The organism is Psychrobacter sp. TB67 (genome assembly GCF_000511065.1).
In the GTDB taxonomy this organism is placed as follows: Bacteria; Pseudomonadota; Gammaproteobacteria; order Pseudomonadales; family Moraxellaceae; genus Psychrobacter; species Psychrobacter okhotskensis.
The window spans coordinates 105,746-121,315 of record NZ_AYYA01000006.1; the positions used below are offsets into that span (position 1 = coordinate 105,746).

At 42.3% G+C, this 15,570-nt stretch carries 10 protein-coding genes and 2 pseudogenes; 2 read left to right on the plus strand and 10 right to left on the minus strand.

All coding sequences use genetic code 11. The annotated features are described in order from the left end of the window. Positions 1-49 precede the first annotated feature (49 nt). The 7 genes from W293_RS0101175 to W293_RS0101205 all read right to left on the minus strand — a co-directional run bounded on the left by W293_RS0101175 (position 50) and on the right by W293_RS0101205 (position 8,825). Positions 50-1,291, minus strand: coding sequence for a thiolase family protein (locus tag W293_RS0101175; protein WP_025650710.1), 1,242 nt, complete (start codon positions 1,289-1,291; stop codon positions 50-52). Positions 1,292-1,380: 89 nt separating this feature from the next. Beyond that, positions 1,381-2,943: a class I adenylate-forming enzyme family protein gene (locus W293_RS0101180; protein WP_025650711.1), complete on the minus strand. Its 1,563-nt coding sequence runs from the start codon at positions 2,941-2,943 to the stop codon at positions 1,381-1,383. Positions 2,944-3,072: 129 nt separating this feature from the next. Then, positions 3,073-4,101, minus strand: coding sequence for an MBL fold metallo-hydrolase (locus W293_RS0101185; protein ID WP_025650712.1), 1,029 nt, complete (start codon positions 4,099-4,101; stop codon positions 3,073-3,075). Between the two features lie 14 nt (positions 4,102-4,115). After that, positions 4,116-4,892, minus strand: coding sequence for an SDR family NAD(P)-dependent oxidoreductase (locus W293_RS0101190; protein ID WP_025650713.1), 777 nt, complete (start codon positions 4,890-4,892; stop codon positions 4,116-4,118). A gap of 50 nt (positions 4,893-4,942) precedes the next feature. After that, positions 4,943-5,743 carry an enoyl-CoA hydratase/isomerase family protein gene (locus tag W293_RS0101195; protein WP_228706538.1) on the minus strand — a complete coding sequence of 267 codons (801 nt, stop codon included), beginning with the start codon at positions 5,741-5,743 and terminating at the stop codon, positions 4,943-4,945. A gap of 129 nt (positions 5,744-5,872) precedes the next feature. Then, positions 5,873-7,333, minus strand: a complete 1,461-nt coding sequence (locus W293_RS0101200; protein ID WP_025650715.1) for a GntP family permease — start codon at positions 7,331-7,333, stop codon at positions 5,873-5,875. Between the two features lie 247 nt (positions 7,334-7,580). Next, a complete protein-coding gene (locus W293_RS0101205; RefSeq protein WP_264673005.1) occupies positions 7,581-8,825 on the minus strand; it encodes an acyl-CoA dehydrogenase family protein in 1,245 nt (414 codons plus the stop codon). A gap of 231 nt (positions 8,826-9,056) precedes the next feature. Between W293_RS0101205 and W293_RS0101210 the strand changes: the two genes are divergently transcribed. Together W293_RS0101210 and W293_RS15885 are read left to right on the plus strand one after the other, a co-directional pair. Then, positions 9,057-9,698, plus strand: a complete 642-nt coding sequence (locus W293_RS0101210; protein WP_025650717.1) for a TetR/AcrR family transcriptional regulator — start codon at positions 9,057-9,059, stop codon at positions 9,696-9,698. 125 nt (positions 9,699-9,823) lie between these two features. Beyond that, entirely contained in the window at positions 9,824-10,465 is a 642-nt protein-coding gene (locus W293_RS15885) for a DNA polymerase III subunit epsilon (RefSeq protein ID WP_101212840.1), read from the plus strand. A gap of 973 nt (positions 10,466-11,438) precedes the next feature. Here the strand turns inward: W293_RS15885 and W293_RS15890 are convergent. From W293_RS15890 to W293_RS0101230, 3 genes and pseudogenes are all read right to left on the minus strand, one after another. Then, positions 11,439-12,394, minus strand: a pseudogene (locus W293_RS15890) (NAD(P)H-dependent flavin oxidoreductase). A gap of 241 nt (positions 12,395-12,635) precedes the next feature. Next, positions 12,636-14,276, minus strand: a pseudogene (locus W293_RS15895) (long-chain-fatty-acid--CoA ligase). A gap of 97 nt (positions 14,277-14,373) precedes the next feature. Further along, positions 14,374-15,525, minus strand: coding sequence for an acyl-CoA dehydrogenase family protein (locus W293_RS0101230; protein WP_025650718.1), 1,152 nt, complete (start codon positions 15,523-15,525; stop codon positions 14,374-14,376). Positions 15,526-15,570: the final 45 nt, after the last annotated feature.

A 15,570-nucleotide genomic window follows, 5' to 3' on the forward strand; every position in this document is an offset into this window, starting at 1 on the left:
CAGTCATAGAAAATTCCTTTTTTATTTTTAATAATGAGTTAGTTAAATACTACTGCATAGCAAAGATATTGATAACGGCAGTAGCCTCTTCTACTCCATAAATACCGCCACCATTTTCTTGAATAGCAATTCGCGCGCCCTCTACTTGACGCCTGCCAGCTTCGCCCCGTAGTTGGGTCACCAGCTCATAGACTTGACCTAGTCCGGTTGCGCCAATCGGGTGTCCTTTGGACTCAAGACCGCCTGATGGGTTGACAGGGACACGGCCACCGATTGTCAGCTCGCCGGCTTCTGCTGCTCTACCCGCCTCGCCATAACCGACCAGTTGAAGATTTTCCACCTGAATAATCTCTCCCATAGCCGTAGCATCATGTACCTCAGCGACATCTACGTCGGCCGGAGAGACGCCCGCCTTTTCATAAGCTTCGGTAGCAGCAAGCGCAGTAAGGTGGTTTTTATAATCCTCAAAACTGCGATCTGAGCTTGAGCGCACGACACTACTCAATAGCTTGATGGCACGTTTAGCATCACCCTTTAGACGCTTTAACCCTTCCGCATTACATAAGACCGTAGCCGCAGCACCGTCAGAGATGGGCGCGCACATAGGCAGAGTGAGCGGATATGTGATAGGTGGTGCTGCCAATACCTCTTCTATCGTATAAGGTCGTTGATACTGAGCCAGTGGGTTATGCACAGAGTGGGTATGGTTCTTTGCACAGACAGCCGCGATTTGTCTTTGCGTAGTACCAAAAGTATTTATGTGATGGCGACTAAAGGCGGCGTATACATCCATAAACATCGAGTACGGTTTCGGAGATTGCGAGCCTTCAGGACATTCAAAGCCTGCGCCCATCGCCAATAAGGTATCCCGATTATCCGCAACCGTACTTACATCCCAAGCTGAGTCAAAAGCGGCAAACATCTTAGCCTTATCCTCATTGATCATTTTTTCAGCTCCTACCGCAATAGCGATATCACACGAGCCACTTTTGATCGCCATCGCTGCTAAATGTAAGGCGGTACTAGAAGACGCGCAAGCCCCTTCGATATTAAAGATTGGGATACTTTGAAAGCCCATCGAGCGTAAAGCTACCTGACCAGGAATCATGTGTTGACCCTGCATAAAGCCGATAACACAGGAAGCAAAATAAGCTTGCTTAACTTGCTCCAATTCAGCACCGGCATCGGTCAATGCCTGTTCTACCGCTTCACGCACCAAATCCTTATAACTGCGCTCTATATGACGGCCAAACTTGGTCATGCCAACGCCAGTAATATAAATGTCACTCATAGGTCATTCCTTTGAATTAATTTTAGAAAGTAAATATTTATCCATCAACACCAGTTGTAAAGACTAGGCTGTGAATATCAAGTACCTTACTAAGAGATTTTACGAGCCTCGCTCCAGTATTTTTCACGCACCTTTCTACGTAGCACTTTACCAACCACACTAGTGGGAATCTGCTCAACAATTAAGATAGTTTTTGGCGCTTTATAGCTACCAATCAGGTTTTTAACATGCGCAATGAGCTCAAGATCTGTCAAGCTAACATTGTCTCTAAGAATAACCTCAGCATGTACAGCCTCACCCCACTCTTCATGAGGGATACCTACTACTGCAGCTAGAAAGACATCCGCATGGCTATTAAGAGCAGACTCGACTTCATTGGCATAAATATTAAAACCACCTGAGATAATCATGTCTTTTTTGCGGTCGACAAGATAAATAAAGCCTTCTTTATCCATATAACCTAAGTCACCCGACTTCCAAAATCCATTATGGAATTCCTCAGCGGTAAGCTCAGGGGCATTCAGGTATCCTTGGCAGACACTACGTGAGCGTACCCAGAGCTCTCCTGTCTCGCCCTGTGGCAGTGTATTGCCTTCACTGTCAACGATAACACACTCAACACTAGGTGTAGGTTGACCAGCGGAACCTAATCGAACTTCGTCCACTTCTGTTTTTATAATATGTTTTTGGGTGCTCATGTTCAATGCAAAACCAAAGTGCTCGGTAGACCCATATCCCTGTATGAATATATTACCTAGCTTTGCCTGAAGTAATTTGAGTTTTCCTGGGCTCATAGGTGCTGCGCCATAAACCACATACTTAAGCGTACTTAAATCAGACTCAATCTCTAGCAGGCGATAAAGTATGGTAGGCACTAAGAATGTCAGCGTAGCCTTTTCTTTTTCAATATTAGCGCAGTAAGCATTCAAATCAGGGCTGTTTTGGGTAATCGTACAGCCACCCGAATATAACGTTGGCAATACAAGCATGCCACTACCATGACTGATAGGCGCTACGTGAATGCATCTTGGTTCATCGGCCCATATATCCTTGTCATCAAAAGCAAAGGCCGTATCACGGCAGCTGAACCAATTATCCATAGAGTACATAGCTGGCTTACCTTTGCCAGTCGTACCACCAGTAAAGCGAATCAGCGCACAATGCTCACGATCATCTAATTCAAAATCAGGATTATGATCAGGGGCCTGATCTACTAGCTCCCAAAAATAAAGGACACCCTCTAAGCTATCTTCTGGCTTATCCATAACGACGATAGTAATGCCTTGCCCTATTAACATTTCATAATGTGTTTTGAGTAATGACGTTTCAATAAATGCAACTTTCACATTAGCAGCCGCCACCTGCCAAGTATGCTCTTCAAGCGAATCTCTAAAATTGGTGAAGGCACCAGTAGCGCCGCCTTTAAAAATAGTTGGAGCATGAATCAATGATAGATTGTCATTATCCAGAATATTGATAAAGCGATCGCCAACACCTAATCCTAAGCTGACCATCATATTGACGATTTGATTGGATAAGAGGTGAAATTCAGAAAAAGTATATCTGCGGTTACGCTCTATATTTACTAAGGCTTCACGATCTCCGTAACGCTGCGCGAGTGCTGCCATATGATTACTAAAATTAATTAACATGTTTATTATCCTTAATAAGTGGTAGTCCCTTGTTTATCTTTACAGCCTAATCCTGCTATCGAATCTCTTACATTTACCATGAAACCAAAGGTTATAACTTTTTAGACGATCTCTAAAAAATATAATTGTTTAAGCTAACTGGTAGTACAAGACACCGGATAGTTCTGCAGTCTCGCAAACTACTTCTCCAGTATTCACCAAATAAGTAACGTGAGCGAACGTCTCTTCAAGCGCTAAACAACGTGCAAAACCTTTTTTCTTTGCCCATCCCAATACCGAACTTAACTCGTTGACAGTGCGCCATTGGTCGAGGTTTTTCCGCAGTTTATCTAACGAGGTTTGATGGTGCTGCAACACTTCACGAACTCTTTCATCCCCATGATAAAACGGCTTATTATGTGCGGGTAAGACCAGTGCATTCGTACTTATCCAATCAATCATATCGCTCAGACCTGCTAACCAACCGGCTAAAGGATCGGTCTCTTGGCTCATATAATTTAGGCCAACGTAGGGCGTGATATGTTCGATGATTTGATCACCTGAAATCATCACCTCTCCCGAAGCCTTTTGTAAACAAATATGCTCTATAGAATGCCCCGAACCCGACCAAAGATGCCATGACTCGCCCCCTATTTCAATCGTATCGCCAGACTTGACAATATTTACCTCGGTGGGCAACGAACCAAACATCATATCTAAGTACTCCCAAACCTCCTCCAGACTTTGCATGTCTTCTAGTGAGGCATCCATACGACTGTAGAAATGTGGCAAGTCACTGTAATCTTTAGTACTGCGATAACGGTTCTCAAGCCTTGCCTGTAAAATCTCCTTTTCGGAGATATATAAGGGTGCATCGCTATAATCCTCCAACCAGCCAGCCAGTCCAATATGATCAGGGTGTGAATGAGTGATTAAGATACCGGTAATTTTCGCGGGGCTAGGTAAGTTCTGTATTAAGCTTTTCCACAAGTCACGGTTTTCATCGGAGGCAGGACCTGAATCAATCACGAACCAGCCATCTACATCCCTAATCAAATAAATATTTATATGATCCAACTTGCTAGGTATTTTAAATCTAGTCCATAATATTCCGTCACTAACGACTAGCAACTCACCAAACTCTGGTGGCGTAATGTAACTTCCTTGCTGAGTACTCATAAAACTGCCTTCTATTATCTAGCCTGCAGTATCGTCGCAGCATCGAGACGAATATAGCGACCATTCATGTAGCTATTTTCAATTAGAAATGCACAAGTAGAGGCAAACTCTTCCATATTACCCATACGTTTAGGTGCTTCACACATAGCAATAAGAGCTTCACTAACTTTTGCATCAAGCGACTCCACCATAGGGGTCGCAAACATGCCTGGAGCAATGGAATTAACTCGAATACCCAATTTTCCGAACTCACGCGCTGCCGGTATATTGAGACCGTTAACGCCAGATTTTGACGCTCCGTAGGCGCTCTGCCCAATTTGGCCTTCCCAAGCAGCACCAGAAGAGACGTTCACAATAACGCCACGCTCGCCTTTTTCATCAGGCTCATTTAGTGCCATTTTTTCAGCACATTTTGACATGACGGTATATAGCCCAATCAAATTCACATTAATTACTGCTTTAAAATTCGCTAATGCCGAAGCTTTGCCTTCTCTATTTAGAATCTTCGCTGGAGCTACAATACCTGCCGCGTTGATGTCGGCATGGATAGCGCCAAACCCATCTATGATGGCAGCAATAGCGTTATCGACATCTTCTTCAGAAGTCACATCCGTACGACAGAACATGGCTTTATCTTTGCCAAGATCGGCAACAGCAGCCTCACCTGCTTCTTGATTCATATCTAATAAGGCTACCTTAGCCCCTTTATTGCGTACCATATATTGAGCAGTAGCTAAACCTAATCCTGAGGCACCACCACTGATAACGACAACTTTATTGGTTAAATTCATGATTCATTCCCTTGTTTTCTGATTAAAAATTATTTGAAAAATAACTTAAGTTAATAGCCGCGAAACTCTGGTTTACGCTTTTCACTGAACGCGGTGAGACCTTCTTGCATATCGTAAGAGCGCATATGAGCACGGAACAACACTTGCTCCTGTTGCAACGCATCATCACGCGATTTGTCTGCACTGGCATTAGCAACTACTTTCATTCTTTTTAGCGCTATAGGGCTTTTTTCCGCTATTAATTCTGCTAGTTTTTGCACTTCTTCTTGCAAGCTATCGGGGCTAACAACTTTATTAACGAAGCCATAGCCTCTCATTTCTTCTGCAGAAAGGGTTTCGCCAGTGAAAAGTAAATACTTTGCAACATTAAGTGGAATTAATCTTGGTAATACTGCCGCACCACCAGCTCCTGGATAGACGCCATAATTAGCATGAGCGTCCCCTATGCGCGCGCTGTCTGCAGCTATCACAATATCCGCACACATAGCAGTCTCTAAACCACCGGCCATAGTAATACCGTTAATAGCTGCAATAACTGGCTTAGGGAAGTTACGTAGTACATCAAGCACGTTAACGGTTAAGCGATCAATGAAATCTGCTTCGCCTGCAGGGCCATCGTTTGAGACTAAGATTTCTTTAAGATCCGCACCCGCACAAAAGGCTGTACCATTACCGGTAATGACCAATACTTTCACACTGCTATCTTCAGCAATCTTTGGCAGTAGCTCTTCATACTTATCTATCATATTAAGATTAATGGCGTTCATAGCGGCAGGTCTATTCAAGGTAATCCAAGCCGCTGGCCCTACTTGTTTAAATTCTAAAGCGTTATTTTCCATATGTAATTTCATGTATGGTTCTCCTATCGAACGTTAATTTTGAAAGCGCTATTATTGGTATGCGTATTGGCAGCATATGTCTCTATTAATATTTGGTTATTATTTATCATTAAGTAAACATCTCATAATTAATCAAGCTGCTTAGAATGAACCAAAGACAGTTCCTAAGGTAATAACAGCAATGATGGCAATTATCGGGATAGCAATAGTAACCGCCGCCACGTTGAGATAAGCCTGCTTATGAGTAAGACCACAAATACCTAGCATAGTAATTACAGCACCATTATGCGGCAGACTGTCTAGACCGCCGGAGGCCATAACGGCGACTCGATGCATCAGCTCTGGATCAATACCTGCTGAGACGGCCATGCGTAGATAATCTTCACCTAGAGTCGCTAAGGCAATGCTTAAACCGCCAGACGATGAACCAGTAATTCCTGCCAACGTCGTCATGGCTATAGCTTCTGAAATTAATGGATTATTAGGACTTATATTTAAAATACTGTCGCGAATAATGATAAAGCCTGCTAACGAAGCAATGACAGCACCGTACCCTACTTCAGAGCCGGTATTGAAAATAGGTAACATGGAGTCATACGTACCATTATTAATAGTTTTTTGTAGATTGTGCCAATGCCCAACTCGCATTATAATCAAGACCAAACAGGCAATAACTAACGAGATAATAATAGACCATAATCCTAATGAGCCAGCAATATTCAGATCAGGGAACTGAGTCTGTAGCGCACTGAAGTCAATCGAAGGAAAGATAGCGTAAACCAGTAACGCATTAATCCCAATAACCAATATCAGCGGTATGATAACCATCGTAAATGAAATTGGGGCTTTTTCCTTAACTGTATGACCCGTTACGAACTCTTCGCCTTGAGTGGTATTATTTTGAGAAATATCACTTTTCGCAACATTAATACCCCCTTCGAAACCATCCTTATGCTGACCATAACCTTCACCAGCCGATTTAGCTTTGTTTGCTCGTGACTGTACCCACCACCAACCCAGCACGAACATAATTATCCCGCCGATAACACCTAAGATAGGAGCGGCAAAAAGATTGGTATTGTAGTAAGGAATAGGAATAGCGTTTTGAATAGCAGGTGTACCTGGCAGTGCCGTCAAGGTAAAAGTAAAAGACCCTACCGAAATCGCTGCTGGGATTAGACGCTTAGGAATATCTGCAATCTTGAATAAGTTCTTGGCTACCGGATAGATAGCAAATACTACAACAAAACCAGATACCCCACCATAAGTTAATAATGCACATACTAAAATAATGGCTAGAATAGCTTTGCTTGACCCTAACTTCTTGACGATCGCATTAGCAATGACTGTGGCCGCTCCCGAATCTCCCATTAAGCGCCCAAACATAGCACCTAATAAAAATATTGGGAAAAACTTGAGTAAGAATCCACTTAATCCACCCATAAATATATCGGTATAAGCAGGGATACTGCTTAAAAAATCACCTGATAAAAATACGGCTAACACTGCCAATATCGGCGCCAAAATCAACACAGAATATCCACGATAAGCAAAGAACATCAATAACAGTAAAGTTATGATAATAGCAATGGTACTAAACATGATGGCCTCTCCTTGGCATACATCAATAAACCAGATACTAAGAGTTTTTTAATCGTTAAAATCAGTCTAATCGTTCAGGTCAAGCTAATTGTTATGCATTAACCCACGGTTTAGGTCGATTAAGCATGTTCCTTACAACTTGCTGACTGGCTACTGACTCAGTACTATTTATTACTAGTTGATTAAAAAACTCAGCTTTGTTTTACCCATACTTTCTCTTATTGGGACACTATTGCGTCGAGTAAATTTATCTAAAGGCTTGAATACCAGTAAGGGAGCGCGCTATCAATAACTTTTGGATTTCAGTAGTGCCATCGGGGATGGTGCCGATAATTGCTTCTCGAGCTAAACGCTCAACAATATACTCTTTGGTAACACCATTGCCGCCATGAATCTGCACAGCATCACGGCAAACTTTAACTGCCATTTCGGTGCTATACCATTTAGCCATCGCACATTCTTTATCACAACGTATGCCCTGATCGATCATAGTGGCGGCTCTTAGCGTTAGTAATCTAGAGGCATCTATTTTAGTAGCCATATCAGCGATTTTATCCGCTATTAATTGATGACCCGCGATCAGCTTGCCGTGTTGGAAACGCTCTTGGCTGTACTTAATTGACTCTTCCATTGATCTACGAGCAATAGAGTAACCCCAGGCCGCCATATGACAGCGCGCACGTTCAAAGGTCACAAGCGTATTCTTCAACCCAGAGCCCAATTCACCAATAGTATTGCTCACAGGGACTCGCACATCACCAAAAAATATTTGTGCCGTTGACTGACCGTTTAAAGCCATTTTTTTAATACCGCGGACTTCAATGCCTGGTGTGTTCATATCTACTAAAATATGGGTCAATTCGCCTTCAGCAGTTTTGCATGTACATATAAAGATATCCATATGCTCGCCGTTTGAAATCCAGGTTTTTTCTCCATTGATAATCCAGTCGTCTCCATCACGCACTGCTCGAGTCCTTGCGGCAGCTACGTCAGACCCTGCGTCAGGCTCGGATACCCCGATGCCTATGAACAAATCACCTGAGAGCAGACCGGGCACATATTTTTCTTTGATATGCTCTGGAGCATTTCTAATCAATAAATCGGCACCAGAAACATTAATTAGGATAGGTAACGCCAAATCTATCGAGCTAACACCTACTTCTTCCCAAAGTAATAAGTGCGTCACCCAGTCCAAGCCTAAACCACCCCACTTCTCAGGAAAGGGCGCTTTTATTAGGCCGTATTCTGTTAAATTCTTGACGAATCCTTTTAACATCTCTTTAGGAATGAAACCTTCTCCGTGAGCACGCAGCTTTGGTTCAATTTCGTTATCCAGAATTTTACGCAAGCCTTCAGTGGCCATTTTCTGCTCTTCTGTCATTAACATGCTCATGGCTTCCTTTTCTAGTTTAGTATGTTTGAAAACCTTCAAGATACTGGCTTTCACATTGTATGATTGCTTTGCATAAAAAATGATAATCTTTATTATCATTTCATATAATCCATAAAAACCTATTAAATAAGGTTAATAGAAATTATATTAAGCAGTTGCAATAAATATTGCAACTTATTATATTGTAAAGATAATGTATATTATCCTTAAATAATTTATTTAAGAGATATTTTTCTAAATACGAATCTTGTTCAATCTGCAATTTATATACAGTCTAATAGACGAATTAGAGGATAACGAAATGCAAACTATGAATTGGAGAATGTGAAAATGGCAGGCAAGAATTTGAAGAGTAAAATGGGGAGCAAAGAATTAAAACCAATATCGGCTATGCGACCAGCAACTTTAGATAAACTTGAAAAAGCAGTGCTGTTGTTATTTTCAAATCATGACCCCACCGAAGTGAGCATGATACAGATAGCAAGTACAGCAAATATGTCATTAAAAACTTTGTATAATTATTTTGGGGACAAGCAAACCATCATTTACACTATTTTAAATAGAGTGTTAGGACGTTTAGCGATCCGTATGATTGATCATTTGCAAGGTATTGATAGTGTTAAAGATCGCCTTCGTAAAACTCTTTGGGTATTTTTCGATTTTATTGATAAAAGCCCAGATGCTATGATGGTATTGTCCACAGCAGTGCCAGTTTCGCGTTATCGCGAAATTGCCATTTATGATAATAAAGAGTTAGTTGATTCTTATTTACAGGTGTTGAGAGATGGGCAGGAACAAGGCATATTGAATGATACGGTGCCTTTATTTACTTTATTTGATGTGTTTATAGGCTTTATTAGCCGCTTAGGATTAATGCATATTATACGGAGAAACCCAGCTCCTCTGAATGATAACTTCGATGAGCTGTTCATTATATTATGGCGCGCGATTAGTAAGCCCGAAATAGATTAACAATTTCTGAAGCTTGAGTTTAGCCGTTTACTAAAAAACGTAATAATAATTTTTAAATGGTGAAATATCTTGAAAAGTGAGTAACCTCATATTTGGAGCAACCACATATTAAGGTTCTATCTTGCATGCTTAGGGTACTTTCCAAGGTGACTGTATTGCAAGCACCAAGAGCGAAGCGCTTTAATCCTCTAAAAGAAATCAGCTTGGGCTCTATGGCAATATCACATATCTGTGATGAGGATGTGGCAGATGAGCCGCCTCATACTGATTTTAGACTATCTAACAGTGTTGAGTACTTGATTGGTCATAATATTGATTTTGATATGACCGTTCTGAAAAATGCTGGCGTGACCCATACTCCTAATCTGATATGTACTAATGCGATGGCTAACTACCTGCTTCCTACGCTTGAGAGTCATAAGCTAGTATACCTCCTCTATTACTTTCACCGTTATATAGCGCGCGCTCAAGCAAGAGATGCACATGCTGCCATTGCTGATATTTACTTCACTGAGCTGGTGCTTGGTAGTCTGATTGATTTAGCTAATAGCCAAGGTCATGAGATAAATGATGTGGAAAGCTTATATGAATTTAGTGAAATGGCGCGTATACCCACGCATTTAAGCTTTGGTAAGCACAAGGGTGAGGCTATTGCAGATTTAGCTGCTAGCTCTGAAGGTACTGGCTATATTAAATGGCTGCTTAAACAGGACAGTATTGACCCTTATTTAGCTCAAGCATGCCAGCAAGCATTAGAATCTTTATAAATACACTGATGTCGTCAGTTTTATAGTCTAGCTATGCTCAAAATTGAGATAGATACTAGAAATAGTTAACGCTCAAGTAGATCAAGTTCTTATTAAAACTATAACTTATTAGGTAGTAAACTCCTCAATATTATGGTGTTTAAAATATCGTCAATATCTGCATATGCCATGAATCAACCTTACTCTGATAAGTTATAAAAGCTCTATATGCTATTATCTATATAGTGTAGAGGGCTGGAGTATGAAATTTATTTTTCTTAGGTGACGCTATTAATATCGGGGTTTGAACCAAGAGCAACCAATCGTACCTTTATCGCGCAATGCTTAAACTCGCAATGTGGTGTAACCTATCAACTAACCTCAGATACTAATAAAAACCGATATTTTAAGTTGAATGCTAAAGGTGAATATAATGAAGCTGGACGTTGGAATATTGAATTCTCACTAATATAGGAAACACCTTCCTAACTGCTTGCCACTGTGGGGTAAGAATATATACACGATTTCCTAGTATTTTACTTCCCCACATATTATCTGAATGATATTAAGATACAGTTAGAATAAGTTATATTCTGCAATTAGCATATTACCTATATTTAACAATAAACAACAATTAATTTTAAGACCAAACTTACTGCAGTATTGATTGGAAAATCAATCTATAATTCGATTCAATTGTTGGTATAACCGTTGGTATAAGCAGAAATATTTACGAATAAAGACATTAAAATCAATAAGTTAATATTTAAATATGGTTGATACTGGGCCCACCACATATTGAAAAACAAAAACCCCTTCAAATCTATTAGGCTTGAAGGGTTTTTTGTTGTCTAAGTTTTCGGAAAATCCCTACATGCTATTACTTGCATAGCATGTAGGGATTAGGTATGAATTTTAACTTTCTCAGGTGATGTTGTTAATATCAGGGTTTACCATTATTCAAACAAATTAATATGGCTTAACTTTATAGATTTTACTTCATCCAACCTGAAGCAATAGATAAGCGCTCATCACAATCAGCGACGATGCGATCTAAGAGCTCGGCACAAGTTGGAATATCATCAATGAGGCCGACAACTTGACCTGCCGTAATGACCCCATCATCCACCTCGCCTGAATTGAGCACTGCTTGACCACGAGCACCAGCAACGAGCGGACGTATCTCTGCAAATTCAACGCCGCCCTCTCGATACTCCTTGGCGACAACTTCGTCCGATATGGCGTTTTTAAGAACACGGGCGGTGTTATTTAGGGTTCTAAAAATAAGGCGAGTATCACGCTCTGAGGCGTTGACTAACGCTTGCTTAATATTATCATGCATGGGCGCCTCGACAGTGGCACAAAAGCGCGTGCCCATGTTGATGCCTTCTGCACCCAATACTAAAGCGGCGGCCCGATACCGCCAGAGGCGATGACAGGGATTGATAGCTGTTTGACGGCAGCTGGGATGAGCACCAAGCCACCGATATCTTCCTCTCCTGAGTGACCGGCACACTCAAAACCATCAATAGATATCACGTCGACACCGTGGCGCTCAGCAGATAAGGCGTGACGAACCGATACACATTTATGAATGGTGATTATGTTAGCCGCTTTGGGTTTTGCCATAAAGTCTCTGGGATTATTGCCAGCGGTTTCTAAAATCTTGACCCCACTTTCGATAATGGCGTCCATATACTCATCGTAAGGCGGCGGATTAATGGTGGGATAAATGGTTAAATTTACGCCAAAGGGCTTATCCGTCATCTCACGGCAACGGGCAATCTCTTTGGTCAGCGCTTCAGGCGTCGGCATAGTGAGGGCGGTAACCATGCCTAAACCGCCAGCATTTGATACAGCGGCCGCCATGTCCGCAGTGCCCACCCACATCATGCCGCCTTGGATAATAGGGTATTTAATATTGAGCATTTCGGTGATTCTGGTTTTCATAACCAATCCTTTAGGGTTTAAATATATAATGAGACTAGGGCGTGTCCTCATTTTAAAAATGGTCATAAAAATGAGATAAATTGCCGTCAAATGAGGAAAATAGCGCAAATAATATCGCGATATTAATCAGCTATTTGACGATATTTGGCAAAATTTAGCCATTTTTAGCCCATTTAGAGACAAGCGCTTGAAGTGAGGACACGCCCTAATACTACTTAAGAGACAAGTCGCTCTACCTTAATTAATCGATCAAACCGCGCTCAATGAGATGATTTTCATACTGTTCACGCATATCCTTTTTGAGCATTTTTCCAGTGCCATTCAGCGGAACGGTGTCTACAAAGACTACGGCGTCCGGAAGCTGCCATTTTGCAAGCTTTCCCTCATAATGAGCGATTAAGGCCTCCTCTGTTAACTCCTCGCCAACTGCTAATTGAGCAATAATTATTGGACGCTCATCCCATTTTGGATGCTTAGCGCCGATGACCGCTGCCATAGCCACCGCCGGATGCGACATAGCAATATCCTCTAGCTCTACTGAGGATATCCACTCACCACCTGATTTGATTAAGTCTTTCGCACGGTCGCGAATGCTTAGATAACCGTCCTCATTGATGGTTGCAATGTCACCCGTATCAAACCAACCGTCAGCCTCAAGTGCCGACTCTGCACTATTGAAATAACTATCGACAATCCAATATCCTCGAATTTGTAGATTGCCTGAGGTTTTACCATCATTAGGCAGTAGCTTATCGTTCTGATCCTTATCAACAAGACGAATCTCCACTCCAAATGGCGGACGACCCTGCGACAGACGCGTCTTTAGCTTATCGTCTGCTGATAACTCGCTATGTTTGGCTTTGAGCTGATTGGCTGTCCCCAGCGGACTGGTCTCCGTCATACCCCACGCATGCAAGGTTTCGCAATCGAACTCATCTCGGAAAGCTTTAATCATGGACGATGGACAAGCTGAACCACCAACGACGTTACGTTTAAGGCTAGGCAGCCTAGTCCCCGTCTCTTTGGCCGCCGCTAGTAAGGTTTGCCAAATAGTCGGTACGCCAACTGCCACATTGACCTTATACTCATCGATCATATTGGCCAAACTGTGCCCATCTAGATTTGGCCCTGGTAGCACCACTGATGTCCCAATCATCGCAGCCGCATAAGGCAAACCCCATGCATTGGCATGAAACATCGGTACTACAGGCAACACGATATCTTGTGACGATAAATTCATTGAATCAGGTAAGCTGGCCGCGAAGCTATGTAGCACCGTACTACGATTGGTATATAACACGCCTTTAGGATTGCCCGTGGTACCTGAGGTGTAGCATAGCGAGCTTGGTGCATTTTCATCAAGCTCAGGCCAGTCATAGTTATTTGACTCACCCTCTATCAGCTCATCATAGAAGATGACATTAGGGATTTGCGCTCTGACCTCTTCATCTACCGTAGTCATACAAATGAAATGCTTAACCGTGTGCAGATGGTCTTTAACCCCTAATACCAGCGGTAAAAACGTCTTTTCGAAAAACAGCACTTGATCCTCAGCATCATTAACAACATAGATAATTTGCTGCGGAAATAAACGTGGATTGATGGTATGACATACCATGCCGGAGCCGGACACCCCATACCATATCTCAAGATGACGACGGTTATTCCATGCGATGGTCGCTAAGCGATCGCCCTGCTCTATGCCCAGCTTGGCTAAAGCGTTTGCGATGCGCTTACTGTTATTATGTATCGTTTTCTAATCAGTATGAGTCGTACTACCATCAGTCTCACGCGAATAAATCGGTGTATCACCATGGTAATTGGCAGAGTGTTCAATCAAATGGCTAATCAACAATGGCCGTTGCATCATGTGTCCGAGCATACTTTTCATACTTTCTTCCTTGAAAGTTCGTTCTGAATAATAAATATAAAATAGAGGTATAAAAGGGGTATAAAGTACTGATATCAAAAAACCGCTTTTACATAAAACGTGAGGCCAGCTCTTTCATAATCTCATTGGTACCGCCATAGATTTTTTGTACTCGTGCATCAGCGTAGAGTCGCGCGATGGGGTATTCCATCATATAACCGTAACCACCGAATAACTGTACGCATTCATCCATGACGATACACTGCTTTTCGGTCACCCAATATTTGATTAAAGCTGCGTGTTGCACGGTAAGCTCTTTTTTGAGTAGCGATTCAATAGCAGCATCACATAGCGCACTTGAAGCGATATAATGACTGTTACACTCCGCTAATTTAAAGCGAGTGTTTTGAAAACTCCATACTGGCTTACCAAAAGCGGTGCGTTCTTTGGTGTAATCAATGGTGAGATCCAGCGCCAACTTCATGGCACCAACCCCCGCCAAGGCGACGATGAGACGCTCTTGCGGCAGCTCTTGCATCAGCTGCATAAACCCCATACCTTCAACCGTACCCAAGAGGTTCTTTTGTGGTACTCGCATATTACTAAAAAACAGCTCCGAGGTATCTTGTGACGCCATACCGAGCTTTTTTAGCTTCTTGCCACGCTCAAACCCGGGCGCATTGTCCGTCTCTACTACAATCAGCGAAACGCCTTTCGCCCCTTGCTCTCTATCCGTTTTGCAAGCCACGATTATTAAATTGCCCAATTGACCATTAGTAATAAAGGTCTTAGAGCCATTGATAATATAATCATCACCGTCTTTGACTGCGAAGGTTTTGATATTCTGTAAGTCAGAGCCTGTACCCGGCTCAGTCATCGCGATTGCACCAATCAGCTCACCGGTCGCCATCTTGGGTAGCCATTTCTGCTTTTGCTCTTCGGTACCATGATGCAAAATATAAGGGGCGACAATTCCTGAATGCAAAAAGCCACCAAAACCTGCTTGATTGGCTTCTGACTGTGCATAAATCAGGGCCGCTTCATGACGAAAATCACCGCCTGCGCCGCCATATTCTTCTGGCATCGAGGCGCATAAAAAGCCCATCTCGCCAGCTTCTAGCCAAGCTGCGCGGTCAAGCATGCCGTTCTCACGCCATTTTTCATCATGCACTTCCCAACCTTTAAACACTTTTAGCGCACTCTCATGCAGCATCTCGATTTCTTCATCCATCCACTTCGGTTTAAAACAGGCGATAGTCATAAAGTCTTCCTTGATATGGTATTAGTTTTAATGGATGTTAAACTT

Bases quoted from the DNA above. Each gene is read 5' to 3' on its own strand.
- W293_RS0101175 (WP_025650710.1), bottom strand. From the start codon at position 1,291: ATGAGTGACATTTATATTACTGGCGTTGGCATGACCAAGTTTGGCCGT.
- W293_RS0101180 (WP_025650711.1), bottom strand. From the start codon at position 2,943: ATGTTAATTAATTTTAGTAATCATATGGCAGCACTCGCGCAGCGTTAC.
- W293_RS0101185 (WP_025650712.1), bottom strand. From the start codon at position 4,101: ATGAGTACTCAGCAAGGAAGTTACATTACGCCACCAGAGTTTGGTGAG.
- W293_RS0101190 (WP_025650713.1), bottom strand. From the start codon at position 4,892: ATGAATTTAACCAATAAAGTTGTCGTTATCAGTGGTGGTGCCTCAGGA.
- W293_RS0101195 (WP_228706538.1), bottom strand. From the start codon at position 5,743: ATGAAATTACATATGGAAAATAACGCTTTAGAATTTAAACAAGTAGGG.
- W293_RS0101200 (WP_025650715.1), bottom strand. From the start codon at position 7,333: ATGTTTAGTACCATTGCTATTATCATAACTTTACTGTTATTGATGTTC.
- W293_RS0101205 (WP_264673005.1), bottom strand. From the start codon at position 8,825: ATGATAATAAAGATTATCATTTTTTATGCAAAGCAATCATACAATGTG.
- W293_RS0101210 (WP_025650717.1), top strand. From the start codon at position 9,057: ATGGCAGGCAAGAATTTGAAGAGTAAAATGGGGAGCAAAGAATTAAAA.
- W293_RS15885 (WP_101212840.1), top strand. From the start codon at position 9,824: ATGCTTAGGGTACTTTCCAAGGTGACTGTATTGCAAGCACCAAGAGCG.
- W293_RS0101230 (WP_025650718.1), bottom strand. From the start codon at position 15,525: ATGACTATCGCCTGTTTTAAACCGAAGTGGATGGATGAAGAAATCGAG.